General features: G+C 73.4%; 18 protein-coding genes. 13 read left to right on the forward strand and 5 right to left on the reverse strand.

Translation table 11 applies throughout. The features are described from left to right. The first annotated feature begins 4 nt into the window (after positions 1-4). Together AB0I91_RS25325 and AB0I91_RS25330 are read left to right on the forward strand one after the other, a co-directional pair. Positions 5-907 (forward strand): carbohydrate ABC transporter permease, encoded by a 903-nt coding sequence (locus AB0I91_RS25325; protein WP_498780239.1) that lies wholly within the window; start codon positions 5-7, stop codon positions 905-907. Next, entirely contained in the window at positions 904-1,719 is an 816-nt protein-coding gene (locus tag AB0I91_RS25330; RefSeq protein WP_498780241.1) for a carbohydrate ABC transporter permease, read from the forward strand. Before AB0I91_RS25325 ends, AB0I91_RS25330 begins: the two co-directional genes overlap by 4 nt. Here AB0I91_RS25330 and AB0I91_RS25335 read toward each other — a convergent pair. Both AB0I91_RS25335 and AB0I91_RS25340 read right to left on the reverse strand, forming a co-directional pair. After that, the gene (locus AB0I91_RS25335; protein WP_499639144.1) at positions 1,700-6,109 is read right to left on the reverse strand and encodes a cation-translocating P-type ATPase; all 4,410 of its coding nucleotides are present in this window, start codon (positions 6,107-6,109) and stop codon (positions 1,700-1,702) included. The two genes, AB0I91_RS25330 and AB0I91_RS25335, sit on opposite strands and share 20 nt — an antisense overlap. A 29-nt stretch (positions 6,110-6,138) precedes the next feature. Then, on the reverse strand, positions 6,139-6,549 hold the full coding sequence (locus tag AB0I91_RS25340; RefSeq protein WP_498780244.1) for an ATP-binding protein: 411 nt from the start codon (positions 6,547-6,549) through the stop codon (positions 6,139-6,141). A 111-nt stretch (positions 6,550-6,660) separates the two neighbouring features. Here AB0I91_RS25340 and AB0I91_RS25345 point away from each other — a divergent pair, with 111 nt between their 5' ends. The 6 genes from AB0I91_RS25345 (at position 6,661) to AB0I91_RS25370 (ending at position 12,645) form a co-directional block, all read left to right on the forward strand. Further along, positions 6,661-7,944, forward strand: a complete 1,284-nt coding sequence (locus tag AB0I91_RS25345; RefSeq protein WP_498780245.1) for an erythromycin esterase family protein — start codon at positions 6,661-6,663, stop codon at positions 7,942-7,944. A gap of 97 nt (positions 7,945-8,041) precedes the next feature. After that, a complete protein-coding gene (locus AB0I91_RS25350; RefSeq protein WP_498780247.1) occupies positions 8,042-8,458 on the forward strand; it encodes a hypothetical protein in 417 nt (138 codons plus the stop codon). Between the two features lie 260 nt (positions 8,459-8,718). Next, positions 8,719-9,285, forward strand: coding sequence for a QsdR family transcriptional regulator (locus AB0I91_RS25355; protein ID WP_498780249.1), 567 nt, complete (start codon positions 8,719-8,721; stop codon positions 9,283-9,285). Between the two features lie 119 nt (positions 9,286-9,404). Further along, entirely contained in the window at positions 9,405-10,754 is a 1,350-nt protein-coding gene (locus AB0I91_RS25360) for an alpha/beta hydrolase domain-containing protein (RefSeq protein ID WP_499639146.1), read from the forward strand. Continuing rightward, positions 10,751-12,067, forward strand: coding sequence for a hypothetical protein (locus AB0I91_RS25365; RefSeq protein WP_499639148.1), 1,317 nt, complete (start codon positions 10,751-10,753; stop codon positions 12,065-12,067). Before AB0I91_RS25360 ends, AB0I91_RS25365 begins: the two co-directional genes overlap by 4 nt. Before the next feature lie 17 nt (positions 12,068-12,084). Then, positions 12,085-12,645 carry a hypothetical protein gene (locus tag AB0I91_RS25370; protein WP_498780255.1) on the forward strand — a complete coding sequence of 187 codons (561 nt, stop codon included), beginning with the start codon at positions 12,085-12,087 and terminating at the stop codon, positions 12,643-12,645. Between the two features lie 17 nt (positions 12,646-12,662). Here AB0I91_RS25370 and AB0I91_RS25375 read toward each other — a convergent pair whose 3' ends face one another. From AB0I91_RS25375 to AB0I91_RS25385, 3 genes are all read right to left on the reverse strand, one after another. Further along, positions 12,663-13,982 (reverse strand): hypothetical protein, encoded by a 1,320-nt coding sequence (locus AB0I91_RS25375; RefSeq protein WP_499639150.1) that lies wholly within the window; start codon positions 13,980-13,982, stop codon positions 12,663-12,665. 168 nt (positions 13,983-14,150) lie between these two features. Further along, positions 14,151-15,419 (reverse strand): amidohydrolase, encoded by a 1,269-nt coding sequence (locus tag AB0I91_RS25380; RefSeq protein ID WP_498780259.1) that lies wholly within the window; start codon positions 15,417-15,419, stop codon positions 14,151-14,153. Positions 15,420-15,825: 406 nt separating this feature from the next. Then, complete coding sequence (locus AB0I91_RS25385; protein ID WP_498780260.1) at positions 15,826-16,896, reverse strand: LacI family DNA-binding transcriptional regulator; 1,071 nt, start codon at positions 16,894-16,896, stop codon at positions 15,826-15,828. 189 nt (positions 16,897-17,085) lie between these two features. Here AB0I91_RS25385 and AB0I91_RS25390 point away from each other — a divergent pair, with 189 nt between their 5' ends. Genes AB0I91_RS25390 through AB0I91_RS25410 form a run of 5 tightly spaced genes read left to right on the forward strand, consistent with a single transcriptional unit; the run spans position 17,086 to position 23,816 of the window. Continuing rightward, on the forward strand, positions 17,086-18,384 hold the full coding sequence (locus AB0I91_RS25390) for an ABC transporter substrate-binding protein (RefSeq protein WP_499639152.1): 1,299 nt from the start codon (positions 17,086-17,088) through the stop codon (positions 18,382-18,384). A 2-nt stretch (positions 18,385-18,386) separates the two neighbouring features. After that, a complete protein-coding gene (locus AB0I91_RS25395; RefSeq protein WP_499617963.1) occupies positions 18,387-19,310 on the forward strand; it encodes a carbohydrate ABC transporter permease in 924 nt (307 codons plus the stop codon). Between the two features lie 29 nt (positions 19,311-19,339). Next, the gene (locus AB0I91_RS25400) at positions 19,340-20,155 is read left to right on the forward strand and encodes a carbohydrate ABC transporter permease (RefSeq protein WP_498780266.1); all 816 of its coding nucleotides are present in this window, start codon (positions 19,340-19,342) and stop codon (positions 20,153-20,155) included. Between the two features lie 30 nt (positions 20,156-20,185). Further along, a complete protein-coding gene (locus AB0I91_RS25405; protein WP_498780267.1) occupies positions 20,186-22,078 on the forward strand; it encodes a glycoside hydrolase family 127 protein in 1,893 nt (630 codons plus the stop codon). A 37-nt stretch (positions 22,079-22,115) separates the two neighbouring features. Continuing rightward, entirely contained in the window at positions 22,116-23,816 is a 1,701-nt protein-coding gene (locus AB0I91_RS25410; protein ID WP_499639155.1) for a carbohydrate-binding protein, read from the forward strand. Positions 23,817-23,909 lie beyond the last annotated feature (93 nt).

A 23,909-nucleotide genomic window follows, 5' to 3' on the forward strand; every position in this document is an offset into this window, starting at 1 on the left:
GGCCGTGACGGTGAGCGGACGGGAGTCGCGGGCGGGGTTGCTGTTCCTGCTGCCGTGGGTGATCGGGTTCCTGGCGTTCACCGCCGGGCCCATGCTGTTCAGCCTCTGGCTGTCGCTGACGCACTACGACATGCTCAAGCCGCCCGCGTTCGTGGGCCTGGAGAACTACCGCGAGGCGTTGGCCGACGAACGCGTCGGCACGGCGTTGTGGAACACGGTGTTCTTCACCGCCCTGCACGTGCCGTCGCAGATCGTGCTGGCGCTGGGCCTGGCGAGCCTGCTGCGCCGGGCCGGGCGCGGTAGCGGCTTCTTCCGCACGGTGCTGTACCTGCCGGTGATGACACCGCCGGTGGCGTTGGCGGCGATGTTCCTGTTGCTGCTCAACGGGCAGCACGGCGCGGTGAACCGGTTCCTGGGCTGGTTCGGGTTCCAGGGCCCGAACTGGACCACCGACCCGGTCTGGATCAAGCCCGGGCTGGTGGTGATGGGCCTCTGGACGGTCGGCAGCACGGCGGTGCTGTACCTCGCGGCCCTGACCCGCGTGCCGGTGGAGCGGTACGAGGCGGCTCGACTGGACGGCGCGAGCCCGTGGCGGCAGTTCTGGCACGTGACGCTGCCGGGCATCAGCGGGACGGTGTACTTCACCGTGGTGGTCAACACGATCGCGTCGTTGCAGGTGTTCACCGAGGCGTACGCGATGTTCTTCGGCGCGCGGGCCAAGCAGTCCGCCGAGGGCGACGCGGCGCTGTTCTACGTGATCCACCTGTTCCAGGAGGCGTTCGGGTCGCTGAGGATGGGGTACGCGTCGGCGTTGGCGTGGGGCCTGTTCGCGGTGATCGCCGTCATCACGGCCGTGCAGGTGCGGTTGTCGCGCCGGTACGTGCACTACGAGGGTGAGCGGTCGTGAAGCGCGTCGGGGTGTGGGCGGCGCTGCTCGTCATCGCGGTGGCGTTCGGCTACCCGTTCTGGTGGCTCGTCAGCGCCTCGTTGAAGGACCGGGCGCACGTGTTCGACAACGCGCTGCTGCCCCGGCCGTTCTCGCCGGGCAACTACGTCGAGGTGTGGCAGGCCGTGCCGCTGCTGACGTGGATCGGCAACAGCGTCGCGGTGGGGCTGGCGGCAGCGGCGGCGGCCACCGCGACGAGCGCGCTGGTGGCGTTCGGGTTCGCGATGTTCCGCTTCCCCGGCCGTGACCTGCTCTTCGGCGTGGTGCTCGCGACTATGATGCTGCCCGCCGCGGTGACCATGGTGCCGGTGTACCTGGAGTGGCACGCGCTAGGCCTGGCCACCACGCAGATCCCGCTGTGGGCGCAGAACCTGTTCGGCTCGGCGTTCTACATCTTCCTGCTCCGCCAGTTCTTCCTCGGCCTGCCGCGCGAGGTGTTCGACGCGGCGAAGGTCGACGGCGCGAGCGCGTGGCGGCTGTTCACCTCGATGGCGCTGCCGCTGGCGAGGCCCGGGCTGGTCGTGGTGTTCGTGTTCGAGCTGAAGGCGGCGTGGACCGACCTGGTCAAGCCGTTGATCTACCTGCGCGAACCGCAGCTCTACACGTTGCCGCGCGGGTTGAAGGCGGTGCTCGACCGGTTCGGCGAGGGCGGCGAGGAGCAGTGGGAGCTGGTGCTGGCCGCCAGCGTCGTCGCGACCGTGCCGATGGTCCTGCTGTTCCTGGTGGCGCAGCGGCACTTCGTGCGCGGCACCGTCACTCAGCACGTCGAGTGACGAGCGGGTTCAGCGCCAGGCCGAGCACGTTCGCCGCGGTGGCGCTGGACAGGGCGATGCCCCAGCCGACCGGGCCGAGCGGCGTGCAGCCGAAGAACTGGCTGACCCCGGGTGTCTGGATCACCGCGCCGAGCGCGGCGGCCGAGCCGAGGCTCGCGGCCAGCACCGACCGGTCCAGCCCGCCGGTCACCAGGGTCTGGCCGAGCTGGGTGCCGACCAGGGCCGCCAGCGCCACCGTGCTCGCCCGGCGGGAGCGGCCGGTGAGGCGCGCGGCCGTCCACGCCGCCGTGGCGCCGAGCGTGGTGGTGATCGCGCGGGCGGTGATGTCCCGGTTCAACGCGTGGCCCAGCGAGGACGTCGGTCCCTCGCGCAGCAGGTCGGGCACGGACTCGCGGGCGGGCCTGCTCAACGCGATGGCCAGCGCGGGCGCGAGGTCGGTCAGCAGGTTCACCAGCAGCAGCTGCCGCGCCGTCAACGGCGACCGGCCCGTCAGCGCCGAGCCCAGCACGCTGAACGCGATCTCGCCGAGGTTGCCGCCGAGCAGGATCGCCAGCGCCTCGCGCACCGAGGCCCACATCGCGCGGCCCTCCACCAGGGCGGCGATGATCGTCTCCAGCCGGTCGTCGGTGACCACCAGGTCGGCGGCGGCACGGGCGGCCGGCGTGCCGCGCCTGCCCAACGCGATGCCGACGTCGGCGAGCCGGATCGCGGGCGCGTCGTTCGCGCCGTCGCCGGTCATCGCGACCACCCGGCCGAGCCGCTGGTAGGCCTCGATGATCCGCACCTTCTGCGCCGGCGTGCAGCGGGCGATCACGTCGACGGTCGGCAGCAGGGCGTCCAGCTCGTCGTCGGCCAGCTCGTCGAGCCGCGCTCCGGTCACCACGCTCATGTCGTCGTCGCCGCTGACCTCGCTGGCGATCGCCTCGCCGGTGGCCGGGTGGTCGCCGGTGATCATCACGATCCGCACGCCGGCCTCGCGCAGCTTCGCGGCGGCCGGCGGCGCGCCGTGGCGCACCGGGTCGGACAGCGCGACGAACCCCAGCAGGGTCAGGCCCTGGACGTCGTCGTCGGTCACCGTGTCGTGGTCGACGCCGGTGCGCTCGGCGACCGCCAGCACCCGGTGGCCGCGGCCGGCGAGCCGTTCCACCCGCTCACCCAGGCGGCGCAGCTCGCCCGGGTCGGCGTCGCAGCGCGGCAGCACCGTTTCCGGCGCGCCCTTCACGCTCAGCACCAGCCGTTTCCCGACCTGGCCCACGGTCGCGTGGTAGCCGCGGGACGGCTCGAACGGCAGCGCCTCGACCAGCTTCCAGCCGCGGGCGCCGGTCGTGGGGCCGACGCGGGCCTGCCGCGCGCCGGTCAGCACCGCCCGGTCGGTCTGGTGCGCGAGGTCGTCCGGGTCGTCGGCCTCCGGCGTGGCGCGGACCGCGGCCGCCATGATCCGGCGCAGCTCGTCGTTCAGCTGGTCGAGGTCGGCGCCGCGGCGGCCGTTGTCCACGCGGCTGACGGTCAGCTTGCCCTCGGTCAGCGTGCCGGTCTTGTCGAAGCACAGCACGTCGACCCGGCCCAGCGCCTCGATGGTGCGCGGGTTGCGCACGAGCGCGCCGTGCTCGGCCAGCCGCCGGGCCGCGGCCAGTTGGGCGGCGTTGACCAGGAACGGCAGGCCCTCGGGCACCGAGGCGACGGCGAGGTTCACCGCCGCGCCCATGCTCTGCCGCAGCGGCACGCCCCTTAGCAGGCCCGCGCCGGTCACGGCCGCCGCCGAGCCGAGCGCGACGGGCAGCGTCTTGCGGGTCAGCTCGGCCAACCGCGCCTCCACGCCCGTGGTCGGCGCGTTGCGGCGGGCCGCCGCCATGCTGCGGCCGACCTCCGTGGCGTCACCGGTCGCGACGACCACGCCCAGCGCCTCACCGGCGGCGATCGTGGTGCCCTCGTAGAGCATGGACGACCGGTCGGCCAGGTCCGCGGCCACCACCGGGGCCGGGTCCTTGGTGACGGGCAGGGACTCGCCGGTGACGGAGGACTCGTCGACCTCCAGCCCGTCGCCGTCGAGCAGGCGGCAGTCGGCGGGCACCACGTCGCCGGCGGCCACCCGGACCACGTCGCCGGGCACCAGCTCGTCCGCCGTCACCACCCGGTCCTGGCCGTCGCGGACCACGGTGGCGCGCACCGCCGACCGGCCGAGCAGGGTCGCCAGCGCCCGGTCCGTGACGACCTGCTGCACGCTGCCGATCAGCGCCGACACGCCGACGACACCGGCCACCAGCGCGGCGTCGACCGGCGAGCCCACCGCCGCCGAGACCGCCGCGCCACCCGCGAGCACCGGTGTCAGGGGGTTGGCCAGCTCGGTGAGGAACGCGCTGCCCAGGCTCGTGCCCACCGCCTGCCGCCCGGCGGACGTGCGCTGCCTGCCCTGCGCCACGCGTTCGGACAGCCCGTCACGGCCCGAGCCGAGCCGGTCCAGCACCGTCGCCACCGGCATCAGGTGCCACGGCTGCGAGGTGGCCGGCGCGGCCGCCTCACGGCCGCCGGGCAGCCGCTTCGCCCGCCACACGCCGTCCACGAACGCGAGCGCGGACGCGCCGTCCACCGCCCGTGCCGCGTTGCGGGCGGGCGCGGGCCCACGCGTGCTCAACGCGCTGACCGCGCCGATGCCGCTCGCCGCCTGGGCCAGCATGATCGCGTCCCGGGTGACCCGGCGCGCGGCCGGCACCGCCTCCACCAGCAGCACGGCCGCGTCCAGGTCACGGGCGACGACGTGCGCGCCCCACGGTGGCGGGCCGCCGTCCCGCAGTACCCCGACGCCGCAGTCCGCCGAGCCGAGCGCGCGGCGGTTGTCGGACACGAGCAGCACCACGTGCCCGTCGCCCTGGAGTTCGCGCACCGCGCCGACCAGGCCTTTCCCGGACGGGACGACGCTGTCGGCGAACCGGACCGGCGGGTGGTCGCGGTCAGTGGCCACGACCACCCGCAACCCGGCCTCCCGTGCGGCCGACGCGATCGCGTCCACCGCCGGCGGGGTCTCGACGTCGACCGCCAGCACGGCTCGCAACTGGCGGCCCTCGGTCAGGCCGAGCACCGCCGCGTGACCGGCCAGCCGGCGTTGTTCGCGCACGCCCTTGCGCCCCTGCGGTTCGAGGCGGTCGATCGGGCCGATGGCCCAGTCGCCCTCCCGGCGCGCGGCGGTCGGGTCCTCGGGGTCGAACAGGGCGAACGCGCGCTCGACCGCCTCGGCCGCGTGAGCCGGGCCGGAGTTCCCTGGGCCAGAGTTCGCCGGGCCGGGGTTCGCAGGTCCCGTGTCCGGCAGCGGCACGAGGTCGCTGAGCACCGATCGGCCCGAGCCGAGCGCGGTCTCGTCGAGCACCAGCACGTCCACCGCGTCCAGGCGGCGCAGCACCGAGCGGTCCATCACCAGCGCGTTCCGGGTGGCCAGCACGCGGCCGAGTTGCGCGGCGAACGCGGCTTGGCCCACCGACGGCGCCTTGGGCAGGCTCGCGACGCCCAGCGCGGCGGCCCGGCGCAACCCGGTGAACGGGATCGCGCCCGCGGTCGCCGCCGCACCCGCCGCCAACGCCCGCCGCGCGTAGCGGTCGGCCGGCCCTTCGGGGAACGGGCGCGGCCGTTCGACCACGATCGGCTCGGCCTCGGCGGCGTCCGGGCCGTCGATCAGGTCGGCCTCGGCGGCGCACCACGCCTTCTCGTGCGCGTTAACCTCACGCCACTGCTGCACGCGTTGGGCGATGTCGAGCAACGTGCCTTCGCTGCGCGAGGCCAGGCCGTGCACGAGGGCGGCGACCACCGACGTGGCGGTGTCCGCGCGTTCCCGGCCCTGCAACCGCCCGGCGGCCAGCTCGCGCAGCCTGGGGTGCAGGTCGACGGCGGCGATCAGCGCGCCGAGCTCGCCGGGGACGGGCGCCCACGGCGCGATCTTCGTGATGGCGGCCAACGCCAGGCCCACGGCGTCCGCGGCGAGCGTGGGCAGCAGCCGGGTGCCCTTGAGCCCGTCCGCCGGGTGGTGCAGCTCGTCCTCGACCAGGCGCTCGTCCTCGGTGGCCGGCTCGGCCTCGGCCCGCCGCACGAGCGCGATCAGGTCGTCCGTCGGCGGCGCGGGGTCCTCGACGGCGATGATCACCCGGGCGGACGGCGCGTTGACCCTGGCCCAGCGCACGCCGGGGTGGCCCTCCAGGGCGCGCTCGACCCGACCGGCCACCTGCTTGCCGCGCGGCCCGTGCACGCCGTGCGCCTCGATGTGCAGGCGTCCCGGGCACGACCAGACCTTGCGCCGGTCACGACGCAGCACGGCGGTCTGCTCCAACGGGGCCAGGGCGAGCCCGACCAGGCCCTTGGCGAGGCCGCCGGCGACGCGCACGGGATCGATGCCGAGGAGTTCCACCGTGCCTGTTTTCCCGATCGAGTGGCTACCTAAGCGTCACGATCGGGCGGTAGGCCGGTGCCGTCGTCCCCCTCGAAGACCAGTTCGACCCACACCGTGGTGAACGGGGCGTGGGTCAGCACGCCCCAGCGCGTGGACAGCCCGTCCACCAGGAGCAACCCCGCCCCGGCCGGCCACGGCGCGGCCCGGCCGACGGCGCGGTCGCGCACGCTGACCACCAGCGCCTCGCGCCACCGGTCCAGCACGAGTTCGAGCACGAAGGGCGGCGAACCGTGCCGCCGGGCGTTGTCGTAGAGCTCGCCGACCACGAGGCCGATCAGCAGCACGTCGAACGCCGACCAGCCCGCCAGGTGCTCGCGCAGCCACCGGGCGACCTCCTCGGGCGAGGTCGCGTCCTCGTCCTGGACGACCAGGACAACCGTGTCGTGGCCGGCCGTCACGCCGACGAGCGTCCCACTCCCGCCGCCGGACCGCACCTGACGACTGCCTTGCGATCGCCGAGCGGTTTGCCCCGGCGGACGTCGGGTAGGCCGACGGGTGCGGAGGGAGCCATGAACCGTTACGGGGACGAGGTCGCGGCGATGGCCGCGCCGTTGCGCGACGCGGGCGACTTCGACGTGCTGCTGGACCGCGTCGGCGACGCGCGGGTGGTGATGCTGGGCGAGGCCAGCCACGGCACGCACGAGTTCTACCGCTGGCGTGCGGCGCTGACCAGCCGGTTGATCACCGAGAAGGGCTTCTCGTTCGTGGCCGTGGAGGGCGACTGGCCCGCGTGCGACCGGGTCGACCGGTCCGTGCGCGGCCTGCCCGGCGCGCCGGAGGACCCGCGGGCCGCGCTGGCCGCGTTCGACCGGTGGCCGACGTGGATGTGGGCGAACGAGGAGGTCGTGGACTTCTGCCGGTGGCTGCGCACCCACAACGCGGTGTCGGCCGAAGAGGAGCGGGTCGCGTTCCACGGCCTCGACGTCTACTCGCTCTGGGAGTCGCTGCGCGAGATCCTGACCCACCTGCGCGAGCACGACCCGGAGGAGGTGCCGACGGCGCTGGCCGCCTACCGGTGCTTCGAACCGCACGGCGAGGACCCGCAGGAGTACGCGATCTCGACCCGGTTCGTGCCCGCGGGCTGCGAGGACGAGGTGGTCGACCTGCTGGTGCGGCTGCGCGGGCAGGCGGCGGGCGACGGCGCGGGACGGTTCGCCGCCTGGCAGAACGCCGAGGTCGTCGCCGGTGCCGAGCGCTACTACCGGGCGATGGTCGGCGGGCAGTCGTCCTGGAACGTCCGCGACCGGCACATGGACGAGACCCTCGACCGGCTGCTCGACCACCACGGGCCCGGGTCGAAGGCGGTCGTGTGGGCCCACAACACCCACGTCGGCGACGCCCGCGCCACCGGGATGGCCGACTCCGGGCTGGTCAACATCGGCCAACTGGCCCGCGAGCGCTACGGCCACGAGCAGGTGGTGCTGGTCGGCTTCGGCTCCCACCGCGGCACCGTCATCGCGGGTGAGGCGTGGGGCGCGAGCACGCGGGAGGTGCCGGTGCCCCCGGCCCGGCCCGGTTCGCTGGAAGACGTGCTGCACCGGACCGCACCCGGCGAGGCCCTGTTCGTCTTCCCGCAGGAAGATCAGCCGGACCTGCTCACCGCGACGCTCCCCCACCGCGCCATCGGCGTCGTCTACCACCCGGAGCGCGAACGGTGGGGCAACTACGCGTCGACGGTCGTCGGCAGGCGGTACGACGCGTTCCTCTGGTTCGACGAGACCAGGGCGCTGCGACCGCTGCACACGCCCCGCATCGACGTGTTCGAACCCGAGACGTATCCGAGCGGTGTCTGAACGTCACCAAGTGCCCTGGGTCTGACCTCGAAAAACGAGAGGTTGATAACATCGTGTCACGGCCACCGTGAGCCGTCCGCTCGACAAGGATGGCACCGTGACCAAGGCACAGAGAATCGCAGCGGCGTGGGCGAACCTGCCCGCGCCCGAGTTGACCGACCAGGTCCGCCTCCTGGTCAAGGCCCGTGACGCCGGCGCCCGCGCCGTCTGGTCGGCCGTGCGCGAGGACAACGTGATCGCCGCCCGCGTGCGCGGCGCGTTGGCGGGTCTGAAGGCCGAGTACCGCGGTCACCGCGACGAGGCCATGTGGCTGATGTGGATCGGCCAGGTCCAGCAGCAGCTCGCCGTGCAGGCCGCCGCTCCGGTCGCGGAGACCGCGGTCGAGGAGGTCACGCCCGAGCTGGAGCCGGTCGTCATCGAGGAGTGGGCGCACCGGCCCGAGCCGACCGCGCCCCGCCCGGCCAACGACGCGCCGCCCGTGCTGTTCCAGGAGCCGGCCTCGTCCTCGAAGTAGGCCTCAGCCCCAAGCACGCCGAGACCGCCGCCGCCCGCCATCGGGACCAGGGCCGTGCCGATCAGGGCGAGGCCGACTCCGGCGCGCCCGACGGCAATGCGGCCACCACCGACCCGAACGCCGCGTGGGACGTCCACCACGACCGGTGGCGGAAGTGACGTGGCGCACACACCGGTACGGGTCTCGCGGACGGCCCGTCCGGGCGCGATGATGCGGATGGGGCCGGACGGGCGAGCCGGCGGAAGCGAGGGCGGGCGGTGGTGGCGACCGGCTCCCGGCGGGTGGTGAGCCAGGACCAGGTGCTGCGCGGCGCCTGCCGGTTCTTCCGGCGGCACGGCCGGGTCGACATGGAGGCGTTGGCGACGAGCCTCGCCATCAGCCGCGCCACGCTCTACCGGGTCGTGCGCAGTCGCGACGGGCTGCTGGCCGACGTGCTGTGGGTGCTGGCCGACCGGCTGCTGGCCCGTGCCCGGCAGGAGCGCACGAACGGCGGCGTGGAGGGCGTCCTGGAGGTCACGCGGCGGTTCGTCGCCGAACTGCGCGCGGACGAGCCGTTCCGGGCGTTCCTGCGCGGTGAGCCGGAGACGGCGGCGCGGGTGCTGTTCAACGCTTCCGGCGGCGTGCACCGGCGGGCGGTCTCGGCGCAGAAGGAGATCCTGCTCGAGGTCGACGACGGCCCGTGGTCGACGGCCGCCCTGGACCAGGTGGCGTTCCTCTACGTGCGCATCGTGGAGTCCACGCTCTACGCCGAACTGCTGACCGGCGCGCCGCTGGACCCCGACCTGGCCGAGACGGCGGCCCGCACCATCCTGCTGCGACACCGCTGATCCGACGATTTCCCCCTGCTGCGACAGCGGTCTCACGATGGCCGCGCGTCCTGGTGCGCGCCGTGCGCGGCCGGCTACGGTCGGCGATGATCCCATCCCCCATCGCTGTGGGAGCCGGTATGTCACCTTTCCCCTGGCGCCGCCTCGGCCTGGCCGCCGCCGCGCTCGGTCTGCTCCTCCCGATGTCCGTCCCCGCCTCCGCCGCGCCCGGTCCCCTGCCGCGCGTCGTCGGCCCGCTGCCCGGGACCGTGCCGGGTGACCGGCTGGCCGAGCGGATCGAGGACACCTACCCGTTCTTCGCCACGCCCGACGACCTCGCCGCCGCCGGTTACGTCGAAGAGGAGTTCCACCTCTCCGGCACCGCCGACGGCTGGGCGGTCGACGGCACGAAGGTCGCCACCGGCGTGCCGTACACGACCCGGGTCGTCGTGCGGCGGCCCGCGCACGCGTGGAAGTTCACCGGCACGACGCTGGTCGAGTGGCAGAACGTCACCGCCGGGTACGACCTGGACGCCTTGTGGAACGCCGAGTCCGTCGTCCGCGCGGGTCACGCGTGGGTCGGCGTGTCCGCCCAGCGCGTGGGCGTGGACCAGCTCAAGACCTGGAGCCCGGCCCGGTACGGCACGCTGGACGTGACCGGCGGCGGCCGGTTCACCGCCGACGAGCTGTCCTACGACGTGTTCACCCAGGCCGGCCGCGCGATCGACTCCGGCGCGGTCATGGGCGGCCTGCGCACGAAGTCGCTGCTGGCCATCGGCGCCTCGCAGTCCGCCGGCCGGATGACCGTGCTGTACGACCGGGTCCTGCCGCAGCAGCAGCCGGTGTTCGACGGCTACGGCTTCATCGTCGGCCCGGCCCCGACCAGGGTCGGCGCGGAACCCGTGTTCCAGGTGCTGTCGGAGACCGACGTGCGGACCGCGCAACGCCCGGCCGACACCGACCGCTTCCGCCGCTGGGAGGTCGCCGGCGCCGCGCACTCGGGCTACGAAGGCCAGGCCTACCGCGCGCCGATCTCCGAGCGCGACCTCGGCGGCGCGCCGCAGTACGACTGCGACCGGCCGCCGTTCAGCCGGATCCCGATGCACCACGTCACCGCCGCCTCCTACGACCACCTGCGCCGCTGGGTCGAACGCGGCACGCCGCCGCCGACCGCCCGGCCGCTGGAGTTCGAACCGGACGGCGTCACCAAGAAGCGCGACGCGCTCGGCCTCGCCCTCGGCGGCATCCGGTTGTCGCAGCTGGCCGCGCCCAGGGCGTTGAACACCGGCGACAACTCCGGTGAGACGTTCTGCCGCCTGTTCGGCACGCACGTGCCCTTCGACGCGGCGACGCTGGCCCGGCTCTACCCCGAACGCGCCGACTACGTGCGGCAGGTGGTGACAGCGGACGCCGCGAACGTGCGCGCCGGCTACCTCCAGCCCGCCGACGCGCGGCAGAACCTGGCCGACGCAGTGGGAGGCACGCGATGAGGATCCCGCTGGTGGCGCTGATCGTCGCACTGGTGTCGACCGTCGCGGCGGCGCCCGCCCGGGCCGACGCGCTCACCCCGATCGTGTTCGTCCACGGGCAGCAGGGCTCGGCGCAGCAGTGGCAGTCCAACGCCAAGCGGTTCTCCGGCAACGGCTACCCCGACGCGCTGCTGCACGCCTACGAGTACGACACGAGCATCCCGACCAACGACCACGCCATCGCCGGCCTGGAAGCCTTCATCGCGGGCGTCCGGGCCCGGACCGGCGCGGCCCAGGTGGACGTGATCGCGCACTCGCGCGGCACGACGGTCATGCACGCCTACCTGTCCGTGCCCGAACGGGCCGCGGCGGTGCGCAAGTACGTCAACGTGGACGGGCGGTCCAGCGCCGCGCCACCCGGCGGCGTGCCGACGTTGGCGCTGTGGGGCAGCCTGCAGCCCAACGGCTCCATCGGCGGCGCGACGAACGTCCACCTGACCACCCTGGGCCACACCGAGACCACCACGTCGGCCGACGGTTTCGCCCACATGCACCGGTTCCTGCGCGGCAGGCCCGCGTTCACCACGCGCGTGGTGCCCGAGCTGCCGTCGCTGGTCCGGATCGCGGGCCGGGCGACGTACTACCCGCAGAACGAGGGCGTCGAGGGCGTGGTGCAGGTCTGGGAACTCGACGGCCGCACCGGCGCGCGGGTCGGCGGGCCCCGGTACAGCGTGCGGACCGGCGCGGACGGCGCGTTCGGCCCGCTGCCCGTCAACGGCCGCAAGCACTACGAGCTGGTGGTCCTGCGCGAGGGCCAACTGCCCTACCACAACTACTTCGAGCCGTTCGAGCGCAGCGACCGGTTCCTGCGGTTGCAGGTGTCACGCCCCGGCGGCATCACCGACAACATCGACCGGTGCCCGACGCACAGCGCCCTCACCGTCATCCGCAACCGCGAGTGGTGGTCGGACCAGCCCGACAGCGACCGGCTCGAACTCGACGGCGTCAACGTCCTCGAACCGGCCGTCTCGCCCCGGCTGCGGCAGGTCCTCGCCGCGTTCGCGTTCGACGACAACTGCGACCAGGTGTCCACGCCGGGCGTCGCGCTGCCGCCGTTCGCCACGCTGCCGTTCCTGACGGGTGTCGACGCCTACCTGCCCGCGCGGGCCGACGGCAGCGGCACGATCCGCGTCACCCAGACCGCGCGCGGCAGCGGCGGCGCGACGCGGACGATCGCGGTGCCGGACTGGCCGTCGGACACGCACGCGGTCACCGTGCAGTTCAAGGATTACCTCGACAGCGGAACCGGGGGCGTCCACCGAACGTCCCCCTGATCGGCGAAGGGGGTTCGATGGTCGGACGCAGGTCGTGGTGGTGGTCGCCGTGGTGGACCGCGGTCGCGTCCCCGGTGCCGGTGGCGCTGGTGTTCTGGGCGACCATCCCACCCGGCGGCTCCCTCTCGACGTTGCTGTTGGCGTACCTGGCCGTGTTCGCGGTGGGCACGGCGTGGCTGACGATGGCCGGTGTCGCGGTGATCATGCTGCCCCGGCCACGACTGCGGCACGCCGTGCGGTTGTGGCCGTTCCTGCTGGCGCCGGCCGTGCTGGTCGCGGGCCACGCGGTGGCCGGCACCGGCGTGGTGCCGCGCGCCGTGTTCGACGCGCACCGGTCGGGCCTCGAAGCCGTGGTCGCCGAGGCGACACCGGGCAGGCGGATCGAGGACCGCGAAGTCGGGTTGTTCACCGTGACCGTCAGCGGGGACCGGCCGGACGGGTGCACGTTGATCACCGTGGAGGGCGAGATCTCGGGATGGGCCCACTGCCCGGACCGCGTGCCGGTCAGCGCCAAGGGGGACGGGTACAAGTTCGAGCCGTTCGACGATCCCTGGTACCGGTTCAGGTTCGAGTTCTGACCGCCGGGAGGCGGCGGTCAGGCGGCGTCCGGGCCGGCGTGGCGGAGTTGCCTGGCGGGCAGGTGGTGGCTCGCCGCGCCGAGGGTGCGCGCGTACTCACCCAGCAGGCCCGGCACGGTGTAGCGGTCGCCCGACAGCCGCACCGCCAGGTGCGCGTCGGTCAGCCGGCGCAACGACGCTCGCGCCGCCCCGACCGCCAGCTCCGCCGTCACGGCCACCACCGACGCGGGCAGGCCGGCCACCGTCGCGCCGGCCAGCAGGCGGAACAGCCGCTGCTCGACTTCGCCGAGCGCGTCGTAGGAGTACCCGAACGAGACGTCCAGCCGGGCCCGCGGATCGTCGTGCACGCCCAGCGCGGTCAACCCGCCGTCGGCCCGCATCTCGGCGACCAGGTCCGCGATGGGCGTCCGGGCGTCCCGGTCGAGGGCGCCGGCCGCTATCCGCAACGCCAGCGGCAGGTCGTCGCACAGGTCGGCCAACGCCCGGGCGGCCGTCAGCTCCTCCGCCACCAGCCGCTCCCCCGCCGACTGGGCGAGCACCCGCACCGCGTCCCCGCGGTCGAGGGAGCCGACGTCGACCACCTGCGCGCCGTCGTGCACGGTCAACCCGACCAGTCGGTCGCGGCTCGTCACCACCGTGCACGAGGCCCGCCCGCCGGGTCTCAGCAGGCGCACCTGGTCGGCCGAAGCGGCGTCGTCGAGCACCAGCACGATCCGCCGGTCCGCCACCACCGAGCGGAACAGCGCGGCGGCCTGCTCGTCACCCGTCGGCACGGCGCCCGCCGGCACGCCGAGCCCCACCAGCAGGTGCGCCAGCGCCGCGCCCGCGCTCACCGGCCCACCCGGGCCGTGACCGCGCAGGTCGACGTACAGCTGGCCGTCCGGGAACCGGCTCGTGGACCGGTGGCCCCAGTGCACCGCCAAGGCGGTCTTCCCCGCACCGGGCCCACCGGTGACCACGACCAGCCCGCGCTCCGGGCCGCTGGTCGCCGCGTCCAGCTCGACCGACTCCCGGCACCGGCCGACCAGCCCCGCGACACCCGGCGGCAGCTGGCGCGGCGGCACCGGCAGGCGCGGCCCGGTCGCCGCGACGCCGCCCGCGTCCGGGTCGGGCACCGTGATGCGGGCCCGCGCCGCCAGCCACGCGGCCACCTCCGCGTCGTCACCACCGCACGCCCGGACGTAGGTCGTGACCAGCTCGACGCCCGGCAGGGTGGCCCGCCGCAGCATGGTGGCCACCGTGCTCGGCGGCAACGCCTCACCGTCCCGGCGCGCCCGCCGGTCCAGCTGCCGGTAGGACAGCCCGGCGACCTCCCTGCGGCGTCTGAGCAGCAGCACGTAATCGGTGCTGCTCCGGGCACTGACCGGATCCACTGCCATCACGATCGCTTCCCCCCGTTCGCGCCGCCCCGCCGGGGCCTGACCGGACCCCGACCGACGCGACACAGGAGAAGTCCACGTCCAGACAAGACGCTGAACGCCCGCTGAACGCGGCGGGCCAGGACCTCAGACCGGCCACGACAGGGCGGCGAGCGCGGTGTGGACCATGGTCCGCACGCCGACCGGCAGGGCGCGTTCGTCCGGGTGGAAGCTCGGCTGGTGCAGGTCGCCCTGCGGGCCCTCGCCCGGCCACGTGCCAAGCCGCGCGTACGAGCCGGGCACGTGCTCCAGGTACCAGCCGAAGTCCTCGCCGCCGGTGGACTGGCCGGTCGAGGCGACGGCCTGCGGCCCGAGCGCGCTGGTGATCGCGTGCTGCACCATCGCGGTGCTCTCCGGGTCATTGTCGACCACCGGCACGGCCCGGACGTGGTCGAGCGCGAACCGCACACCCGTCGGCTTCAGCAACGCGCCGACGATCTCCTGCACCAACGCGGGCAACCGGTCGTTGACCGCCGGGTCACCGGTGCGCAGCGTGCCGCGCAGCACGCCTTCGCGCGGCGTGCCGTCGGGCGTTTCCGGCGCGTCCATGAGGCCCCACGCCAGCACCGTCCCGGACCGGGGGTCCACGCGACGCGCCAGCATCGCGGGCAGCCCGGTCGCCACCACGCCGAGCGCGTGCACGACGTCGCAGTCCAGCTCGTTGCGCCTGCCCGGCCCGCACGCGCCCACCCGCAGTTCGAGCATGTCGCACGCGGACGTGACCGGTCCGACCCTGATGCCGACCCGGCCGACCGGCACCTTCGGGTCGCAGTGCAGGCCGAAGATCCGCTCGACGCCCTCGACCCCGCCCGCCGCGATCACGTCGTGCGCACCGCCCGGCTCCTCCTCCGCCGGCTGGAACAGCAGCCGCACCCGGCCCGGCAACTCCGGCGCGGACGCCAGCGCCGCCGCCGCGCCGAGCAGGATCGCGGTGTGCACGTCGTGGCCGCACGCGTGCGAGACGCCCGGCACGCCCGACGCCCACGACGCGCCGGTGGTCTCCGGCACGGCCAGCGCGTCGATGTCGGCGCGCAGGGCGACGCACCGCGGCCCGCTGCCGACCTCGCAGATCACGCCGGTCCCGACCGGCAGCACGCGCGGTCGCAGGCCGAGCGAGCGCAGGACGTCCGCGATCGTCGCCGTGGTGCGGAACTCCTTGCGCATCAGCTCGGGGTTCGCGTGCAGGGTGCGCCGCCACGACACCACCAGCTCGAGGTTCGCGTCGAGCCACTCGTCCAACCACCGCGGGCCGCGCCCGGCGCCGGGGTCGGCCACCGCCGCCCGGTCCCCGGCCGTCGGGCCGAACGGGACGACGTCGGCCGACGTCGGAAGCGGGGTGCTCGCAACAGAAGTCATGGTGGCTCGCCGTTCGTGCCAGGGCGTCAGGCCGCCTCGGGTGCGACACGTCGCTCGTGTCGGGCCACATCCTCGCCCACTCCGCGTGCAAGATCCACTGCACGGAGTCGCAATCGCCCGTTCGGATGGGCCCGCCGGTCGAACGCCCGCGCGGTTCGGAGGTCGGACACGCCGCCCGACGCAACCATTGACGAGGGGGTGACCTGTTATCGCTAACACCCCGCCGACTACGAGCGGTGAGTCGGAACGCCGCGTCAGGACCATCGGGGGGTTGAGTCGAGCGACCAGCGTCTGTTAACGTTAACAGACGAGACCTGCGTCACCCCGCACGACGGCACACCGTGCGGACGTCCCGAGGAGCGGCGACGATGCCCACTCGCTTGCGCAGACGACCGCGCCCGTGGCGCTAGACCTGCTCGACCCTGGTCGAGCCCGGCCGGACCGACACGGCGGTGGACTCGCGGAGCACCAGCCGGCACGGGCTGACGTGCCTGCCGGGCGCGGGTTCGCCGTTGATGGCCGCGAGCAGGAGGTCCGCCGCCGTCCGCCCGAGCCCTTCCAGTTCCATGTCGATGCTGGTCAACGGCGGCTGGCAGGCCAGGGCCATGACGTCCCAGTTGTCGAAGCCGACGAGGGCGACGTCGTCGGGCACCCGCCGACCGGCCGCGCGCAGGGCGTCGGCCACGCCGCGGGCGATCTGGTCGCTGCCGCAGAACACCGCGTCGAACTCCTCGGCCGCGCCGAGCAGGATGCCGGTCGCCTGCCTGCCCCACGCCTCGCTCCACTCGCCGAACAGCGGCGCGCCGACCAGGTCCAGCCCGGCCGCGGCCAGCCGCTGGACCGCCGCCGACGCCCGGACGGCCGCCGAGTGGTGGTGCTCGGGCCCGGTGACGTGGGCGATCCGCCGCCGCCCCAGGGCCAGCAGGTGGTCGACGGCCTTGCGCGCGCCGCCCGCCTCGTCCGGCACCACCGAGCAGTCCCGCGGGTCGGTGGAGCTGATGAACGCGTAGACCACCGGAACGGGCAGGTCCACGCCGATGGGCGCGCGGGCCTGCGTGCGGCGGCCGGTGACGATGATGCCGTCGACCCGGCGGCTGAGCAGCGTGCGCAGGTAGTACTGCTCGCGGATCGGGTCGTCGCGCGCGTCGCACAGGAACACCGACATGCGGCCCGCGCCGAGCGAGTCCTCCGCTCCGGTCATCAACGGGATGCTGAACCGGCCGATGGTGTCGGTGGTGATCATGCCGACGGTGTAGGTGCGCCCGGAGTTGAGCGTGAGCGCGGCCGTGTTCGGCTGGAAGCCCAGCTCGTCGGCGGCGGACCGGACCCGCCGCCGGGTCTCCTCGCGCAGCGATCCGCGACCGTTGAGCGCCTTGGAGGCGGTGCCGACCGAGACGCCCGCCAACCGCGCCACGTCGCTGATCGTGGCCGGGCGACCCAGCGACCCGGCGTTTTCCTTCGTTTTCCTCGGCGGCATGGGCGAAGGTTACCCCGTGCTGCCCGCACTGCTGAGTCAACCAACGAATTAGCACGTCACAGGCCCGAAACCGGCTCTTGACACGGGTCGACGCCGTCCCTACGTTCTCAAGGCAACCGGTTTCCTAATTTTCCTTACCGCGTCGTCCTGCCCGAGCCGGGCGCGTGGTCGCACGAGGAGACGAGCCAGATGCGTTCACCCACACCGCCCCGCGCACGCCGGAGGCTCGCCACCGCCGCGGCGGCGCTGCTGCTCCTCACCGCGTGCCAGAGCGGCCCGCCCGCCGCGTCGGCGGGCGACACCACCGCCGTGGACGACGGCACCACGGTCACCATGTGGACGAGGTCGCCGACGGCGACGTTCAGCCAGACCCTGGTCGACGCCTACAACGCGAGCCACCGGAACAAGGTCGAGCTGACCGTCTTCCCGGCCGACTCCTACCAGCAGAAGGTGGGCACCGCCACGGGCGCGAAGCAGCTGCCCGACATCCTCGCCGCCGACGTGGTCTACGCGCCGAACTACGCCGCCAAGGGCGTGTACCTCGACCTCACGGCCCGGGTGGACACGCTGTCGTTCAAGGGCAAGCTCGCGCCCGCCCACATGGAGGCCGCGACGCACCAGGGCAAGGTCTACGGCGTGCCGCACGACATCGACCTGTCCGCGGTGTTCTACAACAAGGTCCTGTTCAGCCGCGCCGGCCTCGACCCGGAGAACCCGCCGACCACGTTGGACGGCCTCTACGAGGCGGCGAAGAAGGTCGACGCGCTCGGCGACGTGGACGGCTACTTCTTCGGCGGCGCGTGCCCCGGCTGCATGCTGTTCACCACGTGGCCGATGATCTGGGCCGCCGGCGAGACCGTCCTCGACGAGCAGGGCACCGCCGCGACGCTCGACCACGGCGTCGCCGCCGACGTCTACGGCACGATGCGCCGGATGTACGCCGAGGGGATCGTGCCCGCCTCGGCGAAGAACGAGTCCGGTCCCACGTGGACGCAGCTGTTCGCCGACGGCAAGATCGGCATCCAGCCGATGGGCGCGACCGCGTTGCAGGGCATGGAGGAAGGGCCCGACCTGCAGATCGGCATCGCGCCGATCCCCGGGCCGAAGGGCGGGCGGTCGTCGTTCGTCGGCGGTGACGTGCTGGGGATCAGCGCCAACTCCACCAAGGCCGCGGCGGCGTGGGACTTCATCTCCTGGACGTTGTCGGAGCAGGCGCAGGTCGAGGTGCTGGCCAAGAACAAGAACATCACCGTGCGCAGCGACCTCGCCGACAACGCCTACGCCAAGCAGGACCACCGGCTGCGGGTGTTCAACCTGCTCGCGGGCGAGGGCCAGACGCCGATCTCGGTGAACTTCGGCAAGACGTTCAACGACACCAACGGCCCGTGGACGGCCGCGGTCACCGACGCGCTGTTCGGCTCGCAGGACGTGGGCGCCACGTTGAAGCAGCACAACGGCACCATCACCGAGTCCCTGGCCGGCAGCTGACGATGGCGACCGTCACGCGGACCCGGCCGCCCGCACCGACCCGCGCCGCGCCACCGGACCGACGTCGTCCGACCATCGCCGGCGCGCGGCGCAGGCTCGGCATCCTCTACGCCAGTCCGATGGCGCTGCTGGTGGTCGTGCTGTTCGTCGTCCCGCTGGTGCTGATGGTGTGGATGTCGTTCAACCACTGGCCGCTGCTCGGCGCGTCGGCGCCGAACGGGGTGGCGAACTACAGCGCGTTGCAGGACCCGTTGTTCCTGCGGGCGATCGTGTTCACGCTGAAGTACACGGCCGTCACGACGGTGGTGCTCGGTCTCGTCGCGTTCGGGTTGGCCCTGCTGGTGCAGGAGGCCCGACCCGGCGTCGGCGCCTACCGGACCGCGTTGTTCCTGCCGAGCGTGGTCGGGCTCGCGTCCACCAGCCTGCTGTTCTACGGGCTGTTCAACACCGAGGCGTCGCCGTTGAACGAGGTGGTCCGGTTCCTCGGGCTCGGCCCGGTCGACTGGCTCGGTTCGACGGACAACGCGCTGGCGTCCACGGTCGGGATGATCACCTGGCGGTTCGCCGGCTTCTACATGCTGATCCTGATGACCGGCCTGCAGAGCATCGACCCGGTGCTCTACGAGGCGGCACGTGCCGACGGCGCGAACCGGAGGCAGATCCTGTGGCGGGTCACGCTGCCGCTGCTGCGGCCGACGCTCGCGTTGACCATGGTGCTGTCGCTGACCGGTTCGCTGCTGGCGTTCGACCAGTTCTTCATCCTCACCGGCGGCAGGCACGAGACCGCCACCGTGGTCATCAGCGTCTACCGCGAGGCGTTCCTGTCCCAGGACCTCGGCCGGGCCGCGGCGGTGTCCGTGGCGATCCTCGCCGTCCTCATCGTCGTCAACGGCGCCCAGCTGCGGCTGCTGCGCCGCGGCCGGTGATCGTTCCCACCGCAAGGAGATTGGGCGCCATGTCACGCGCGCGCACGGCCGGTTTCCACGTCACGGGCGCGGCCTTGGCCGTGCTGTTCCTGCTGCCGATGCTGTGGACGCTGTACTCGTCGGTCAACAGCAGGCGTGCGGCCGACGGCGAGCCGGGCTGGGGGTTGGACAACTACGAGCGGCTGGCCGAGTACGGCAGCGGTCTGGGCACGTACCTGGTCAACACGCTGGTGGTGGCGGTGGTCGCGGTCGCGGTCACCGTGGTGGCCACCACGCTGGGCGGGTACGCGCTGGCACGGCTGCGGTTCCCCGGCCACAACCTGCTGTTCATCGTCACGCTGGCGATCCTGATGGTGCCCTACACCACCATCCTGGTGCCGCTCTACATCCTGCTCGGCTGGATCGGCCTGCAGAACTCGCTGGTCGGCCTCGGGCTGGTGCTGGCGATGTTCCAGCTGCCGTTCGGGCTGTTCATGATGCGCAGCTCGTTCGAGGCGCTGCCGCGCGAGCTGGAGGAGGCGGCGCTGATCGACGGCTGCACGCCCGGCAGCGCGTTGTGGCGGGTGCTGCTGCGGGGCGTGCTGCCCGGCGTCGTCACGGTCGGCCTGTTCTCGTTCCTCGCCGCCTGGAACGAGTTCGTCGCGCCGCTGATCTTCCTGACCGACGGCGCGAAGTTCACGCTGCCGGTCGCGCTGTTCAACCTCCAGTCCGGCAGCCTCGGGTCGGTCGACTTCGAGGCGTTGCAAGCGGGCGTGGTCACGTCGGCGCTGCCGTGCGTCGTCGTCTTCCTGCTGCTGCAACGGCATTACGTACGCGGTTTCACCTCTGGCGCCCTCAAGGGCTGATCTCACGGGCTCGGAAGGAACACCCCACCCATGACTGCGCACCAAGGCCCCGTCCAGCCGACCCCGACCGCCACCACCGCGCTGCGCCCCGTCGCCCTCGACGGCGTCGCCTTCGCCGCCGACGGCTTCCTCGGCCGGTGGCAGCGCCGCAACGCCACCGGCACCCTGCCGCACTGCGTCGAGCAGTTGGAGGTCTCCGGCGCGCTGGACAACCTGCGGCTCGTCACCGGCGAGACGACCGGCGAGTTCCGCAACATGTGGTTCGCCGACTCCGACGTGCACAAGACGCTGGAAGCCGCCGCGTGGCAGCTCACCTCGGACCCGGACGACGAGCGGCTGCGGGCGTTCGTCGACGCGACCGCCGAGCTGCTGGCGAAGGCACAGGGCGACGACGGCTACCTGAACTCCTACTACACCGCGGTGAAGCCGGAACTGCGCTGGCGGGAACTGCACTACAGCCACGAGCTGTACGTCGCCGGGCACCTGATCCAGGCGGCCGTCGCCGCCGCGCGGGCGGGTGTCGGCGCCGAGCTGGTCGCGGTCGCCCGCCGCGTGGCCGACCTGGTGGTGGACCGCTTCGGCGCGCCGGACGGGCCCACCCCGCTCGACGGGCACCCCGGCATCGAGACGGCGCTGGTCGAGCTGTACCGGGTCACGGGGCACCGGCCGTACCTGGACCTGGCGGCGCGCATGCTCGACGCGCGCGGGCACGGCCTGCTCGACGGCGACCGCTTCGGCTCGTCCTACCTGGTCGACCACGTCCCGGTGCGGGAGGCCGACGAGGTGGCCGGGCACGTCGTGCGGCAGCTGTACCTGCTGGCGGGCATGGTGGACGTCGCGGTGGAGACCGGGGACGACGAGCTGTTCGCCGCCGCGCGCCGGCTGTGGGACGACGCGTTCGGGCGCAAGACCTACCTCACCGGCGCGCAGGGCTCACGGCACCGCGACGAGGCGTTCGGCGACCCGTACGAGCTGCCGGCCGACCGGGCGTACGGCGAGACGTGCGCGGCGATCGCGAGCGTGCAGTGGAACTGGCGGATGCTGCTGGCCACCGGCGAGTCCCGCTACGCCGACGAGCTCGAACGCGCGCTGTACAACGCGGTGGCGGGCTCGACGTCGTCGGACGGCACGCACTTCTTCTACTCCAACCCCTTGCACCTGCGCACCGGTCACGACGGCTCGCACGAGGACGCGCCGTCACAGCGCCTGCCGTGGTACTCGTGCGCGTGCTGCCCGCCGAACCTGGCCCGGCTCGTCGCGTCCCTGCACGGCTACGCCGCCACCACCGACGACACGGGCGTGCAGGTGCACCTGTACTCGGCGGGCGCGGTGCGCACCTCGGCCGGTGAGATCACGGTGCGCACCGAGTACCCGTGGGACGGGCGCGTGGAGCTGGACGTGACCGGGCCGGCTCCGTTCACGCTCGCGCTGCGCGTGCCCGGCTGGTGCGCGCAGGCGTCCGTGCTGGTCGACGGCGTGCCGGTCGACGTCCGGCCCGACCGCGGCTACGTGCGGTTGCACCGCGACTGGTCGGCCGGCGCCACCGTCGCGCTCGACCTGGCCATGCCGGTCCGCGTGGTCACCGCGCACCCGCGCGTGGACGCCGTGCGCGGCTGCGTCGCGCTGGCCCGCGGCCCGCTCGTCTACTGCGTGGAGCAGGCCGACCTGCCCGCCGACGTGGTGCTGGAGGACGTCCGGATCGACCCGACCACGTCCGGCACGCGGACCGACCTGCCCGACGTCCCGGTCGCGCTGACCGCCGGCGGCGTGGTCGTGCCGCCCGACGACGACGCCCTGTACCGCACCCGCACCACCGAGAACGCCGCCGCCGCGATCGACCTCACCGCCGTCCCCTACTTCCTGTGGGGCAACCGGTCGCCCGGTCCGATGCGCGTCTGGATCCCGACCACCACCACGGGATGACACCCATCCCTCTCCCGAACCCCGAACGAGGTGCACGGTGCCAAAGCCGACACTGCGGACCGCGATAGCGGTCTCCGCCCTCGCCGCCACCACCCTGGTGGCGATACCCCTCCACTCCGCCCAGGCGGCCGGCAGCACGCTGGTGGTCGACGCGGCCGTGCCGTTCCGGCCGGTCACGCACGTCGCGTCCGGCGGCCTGTACGCGTTGGCCGAGAACAGCCGGCCCGCGGACTCGATGCTGCTGCCCATCAAGATGCACACGCTGACCCAGCCGCCGCCACGGGTCGGCCAGGCGCCCAACGGCCAGCCGCCCGGTGGTGACGCCCTCCTGGTCGCGCCGCAGGCCGACCGCGTCGGCGCCGGTCAGGTCATCCGGATGCCCGACATCTACCGCGACTTCCCCTACCGCTGGGTCGGCTGGGACGACTGGCTGGCCAAGGTCGACCAGATCGTCAACGACCGCCTGGCCGCCACCACCGTCAGCAACATCACCGCCTACGAGATCTGGAACGAGGCCGACTGGACCTGGAACACCGCCGCCGCGGGCGACTGGAACGCGGGGTGGACGCGCACCGTCCAGCGCATCCGGACCCGCGACACCGTCACGCCCGTCGCGGGCCCCGGTGACTCCTACTGGAGCGCCACCCGGATGAGGGCCTTCCTCACCAACGCCAAGAACACCAACACCCTGCCCGACCTGGTCGTCTGGCACGAGCTGTCCGGCAGCTCCGGCATCGCCGCGCACGTGGCCGAGTACCGGGCCATGGAGTCGTCGCTGGGCATCAGCCCGCGGCGCGTCTTCATCAACGAGTACGCCACCACCGCCGAGATCGACGTGCCAGGCCGCGTCACCAACTACATCGCCAAGCTGGAGCGCGCCGGCGTCTGGGCGGCCGACCGGGCGTTCTGGTACGAGTACGGCACCGTCAACGGCCTGACCCACAACAACCAGCCGACCGCGTCCTGGTGGCTCTACAAGTGGTACGGCGACATGGCCGGCAACATGGTGCGCACCACCCCGCGCGCGCAGACCGGCCTGGACGGCTTCGCCTCCTACGACAGCACCCGTCGCCGCGTCGACGTCGTCTTCGGCGACGAGTCCGGCACGAACAACGTCCGCGTCACCGGCCTCGGCGGGTTCGGCGGCAGCGTCCGCGTCCGGTTGGAGTCGACGCCGGGCTCGGGGCGCTTCACCACCGTGTCCGCGCCGACGACTGTCTCCAACACCACCCACACCGTCACCAACGGCGAGATCACCGTGCCGGTGGCGAACATGTCCGCCACGGCCTCGTACCACCTCGTGGTCGAGCCGACCAGCGGCGTGCCCGCCTACCAGCAGCGGTACGAGGCGGAGAACGCGTCGGTGTTCCGCGCCGAACGGCTCTCCGCGGGCAACGCGTCCAACGGCGGGTACGTCGGCCGCATCGACAACTCCGGCGACCCGCGCACGGCCAGCTACGTCGACTTCATCGTCAACGTGCCCACCGCCCGCAGCTACACGATGACCATCGGGTACGCCAACGGCACCGGGGCGACCGCGACGCAGGGCCTGGCCTACAACGGCAGCGCGTGGTCGACGGTGAGCTACCCGGCGACGGCCGGGTGGAGCCAGTTCGGCACCGTGAGCACCACCGTCGGCCTCAAGGCCGGTTACAACGTGATCCGCTTGGCGAAGGGCTCCCCCCACTTCGCCGGTGGCACCGGGTACGCGGAGCTGGACTACCTCCAGCTCACCTGACCCGCGCAGTCCGGCGGCCGGGGGGGGCCGCGGGGGCCCCCCGCCCCCCCCCCCCCCCCCCAAAGCCAAACCCCCCCCCCGGAAAACCAGCCA

This window comes from Actinosynnema sp. NPDC049800 (genome assembly GCF_040656635.1).
GTDB lineage: Bacteria > Actinomycetota > Actinomycetes > Mycobacteriales > Pseudonocardiaceae > Actinosynnema.

Excerpts from the sequence above, each read along its gene's own strand:
- AB0I91_RS25400 (WP_498780266.1), top strand. The coding sequence starts at position 19,340 with ATGTCACGCGCGCGCACGGCCGGTTTCCACGTCACGGGCGCGGCCTTG.
- AB0I91_RS25380 (WP_498780259.1), bottom strand. The coding sequence starts at position 15,419 with ATGACTTCTGTTGCGAGCACCCCGCTTCCGACGTCGGCCGACGTCGTC.
- AB0I91_RS25405 (WP_498780267.1), top strand. The coding sequence starts at position 20,186 with ATGACTGCGCACCAAGGCCCCGTCCAGCCGACCCCGACCGCCACCACC.
- AB0I91_RS25370 (WP_498780255.1), top strand. The coding sequence starts at position 12,085 with ATGGTCGGACGCAGGTCGTGGTGGTGGTCGCCGTGGTGGACCGCGGTC.
- AB0I91_RS25395 (WP_499617963.1), top strand. The coding sequence starts at position 18,387 with ATGGCGACCGTCACGCGGACCCGGCCGCCCGCACCGACCCGCGCCGCG.
- AB0I91_RS25385 (WP_498780260.1), bottom strand. The coding sequence starts at position 16,896 with ATGCCGCCGAGGAAAACGAAGGAAAACGCCGGGTCGCTGGGTCGCCCG.
- AB0I91_RS25365 (WP_499639148.1), top strand. The coding sequence starts at position 10,751 with ATGAGGATCCCGCTGGTGGCGCTGATCGTCGCACTGGTGTCGACCGTC.
- AB0I91_RS25360 (WP_499639146.1), top strand. The coding sequence starts at position 9,405 with ATGTCACCTTTCCCCTGGCGCCGCCTCGGCCTGGCCGCCGCCGCGCTC.
- AB0I91_RS25345 (WP_498780245.1), top strand. The coding sequence starts at position 6,661 with ATGAACCGTTACGGGGACGAGGTCGCGGCGATGGCCGCGCCGTTGCGC.
- AB0I91_RS25390 (WP_499639152.1), top strand. The coding sequence starts at position 17,086 with ATGCGTTCACCCACACCGCCCCGCGCACGCCGGAGGCTCGCCACCGCC.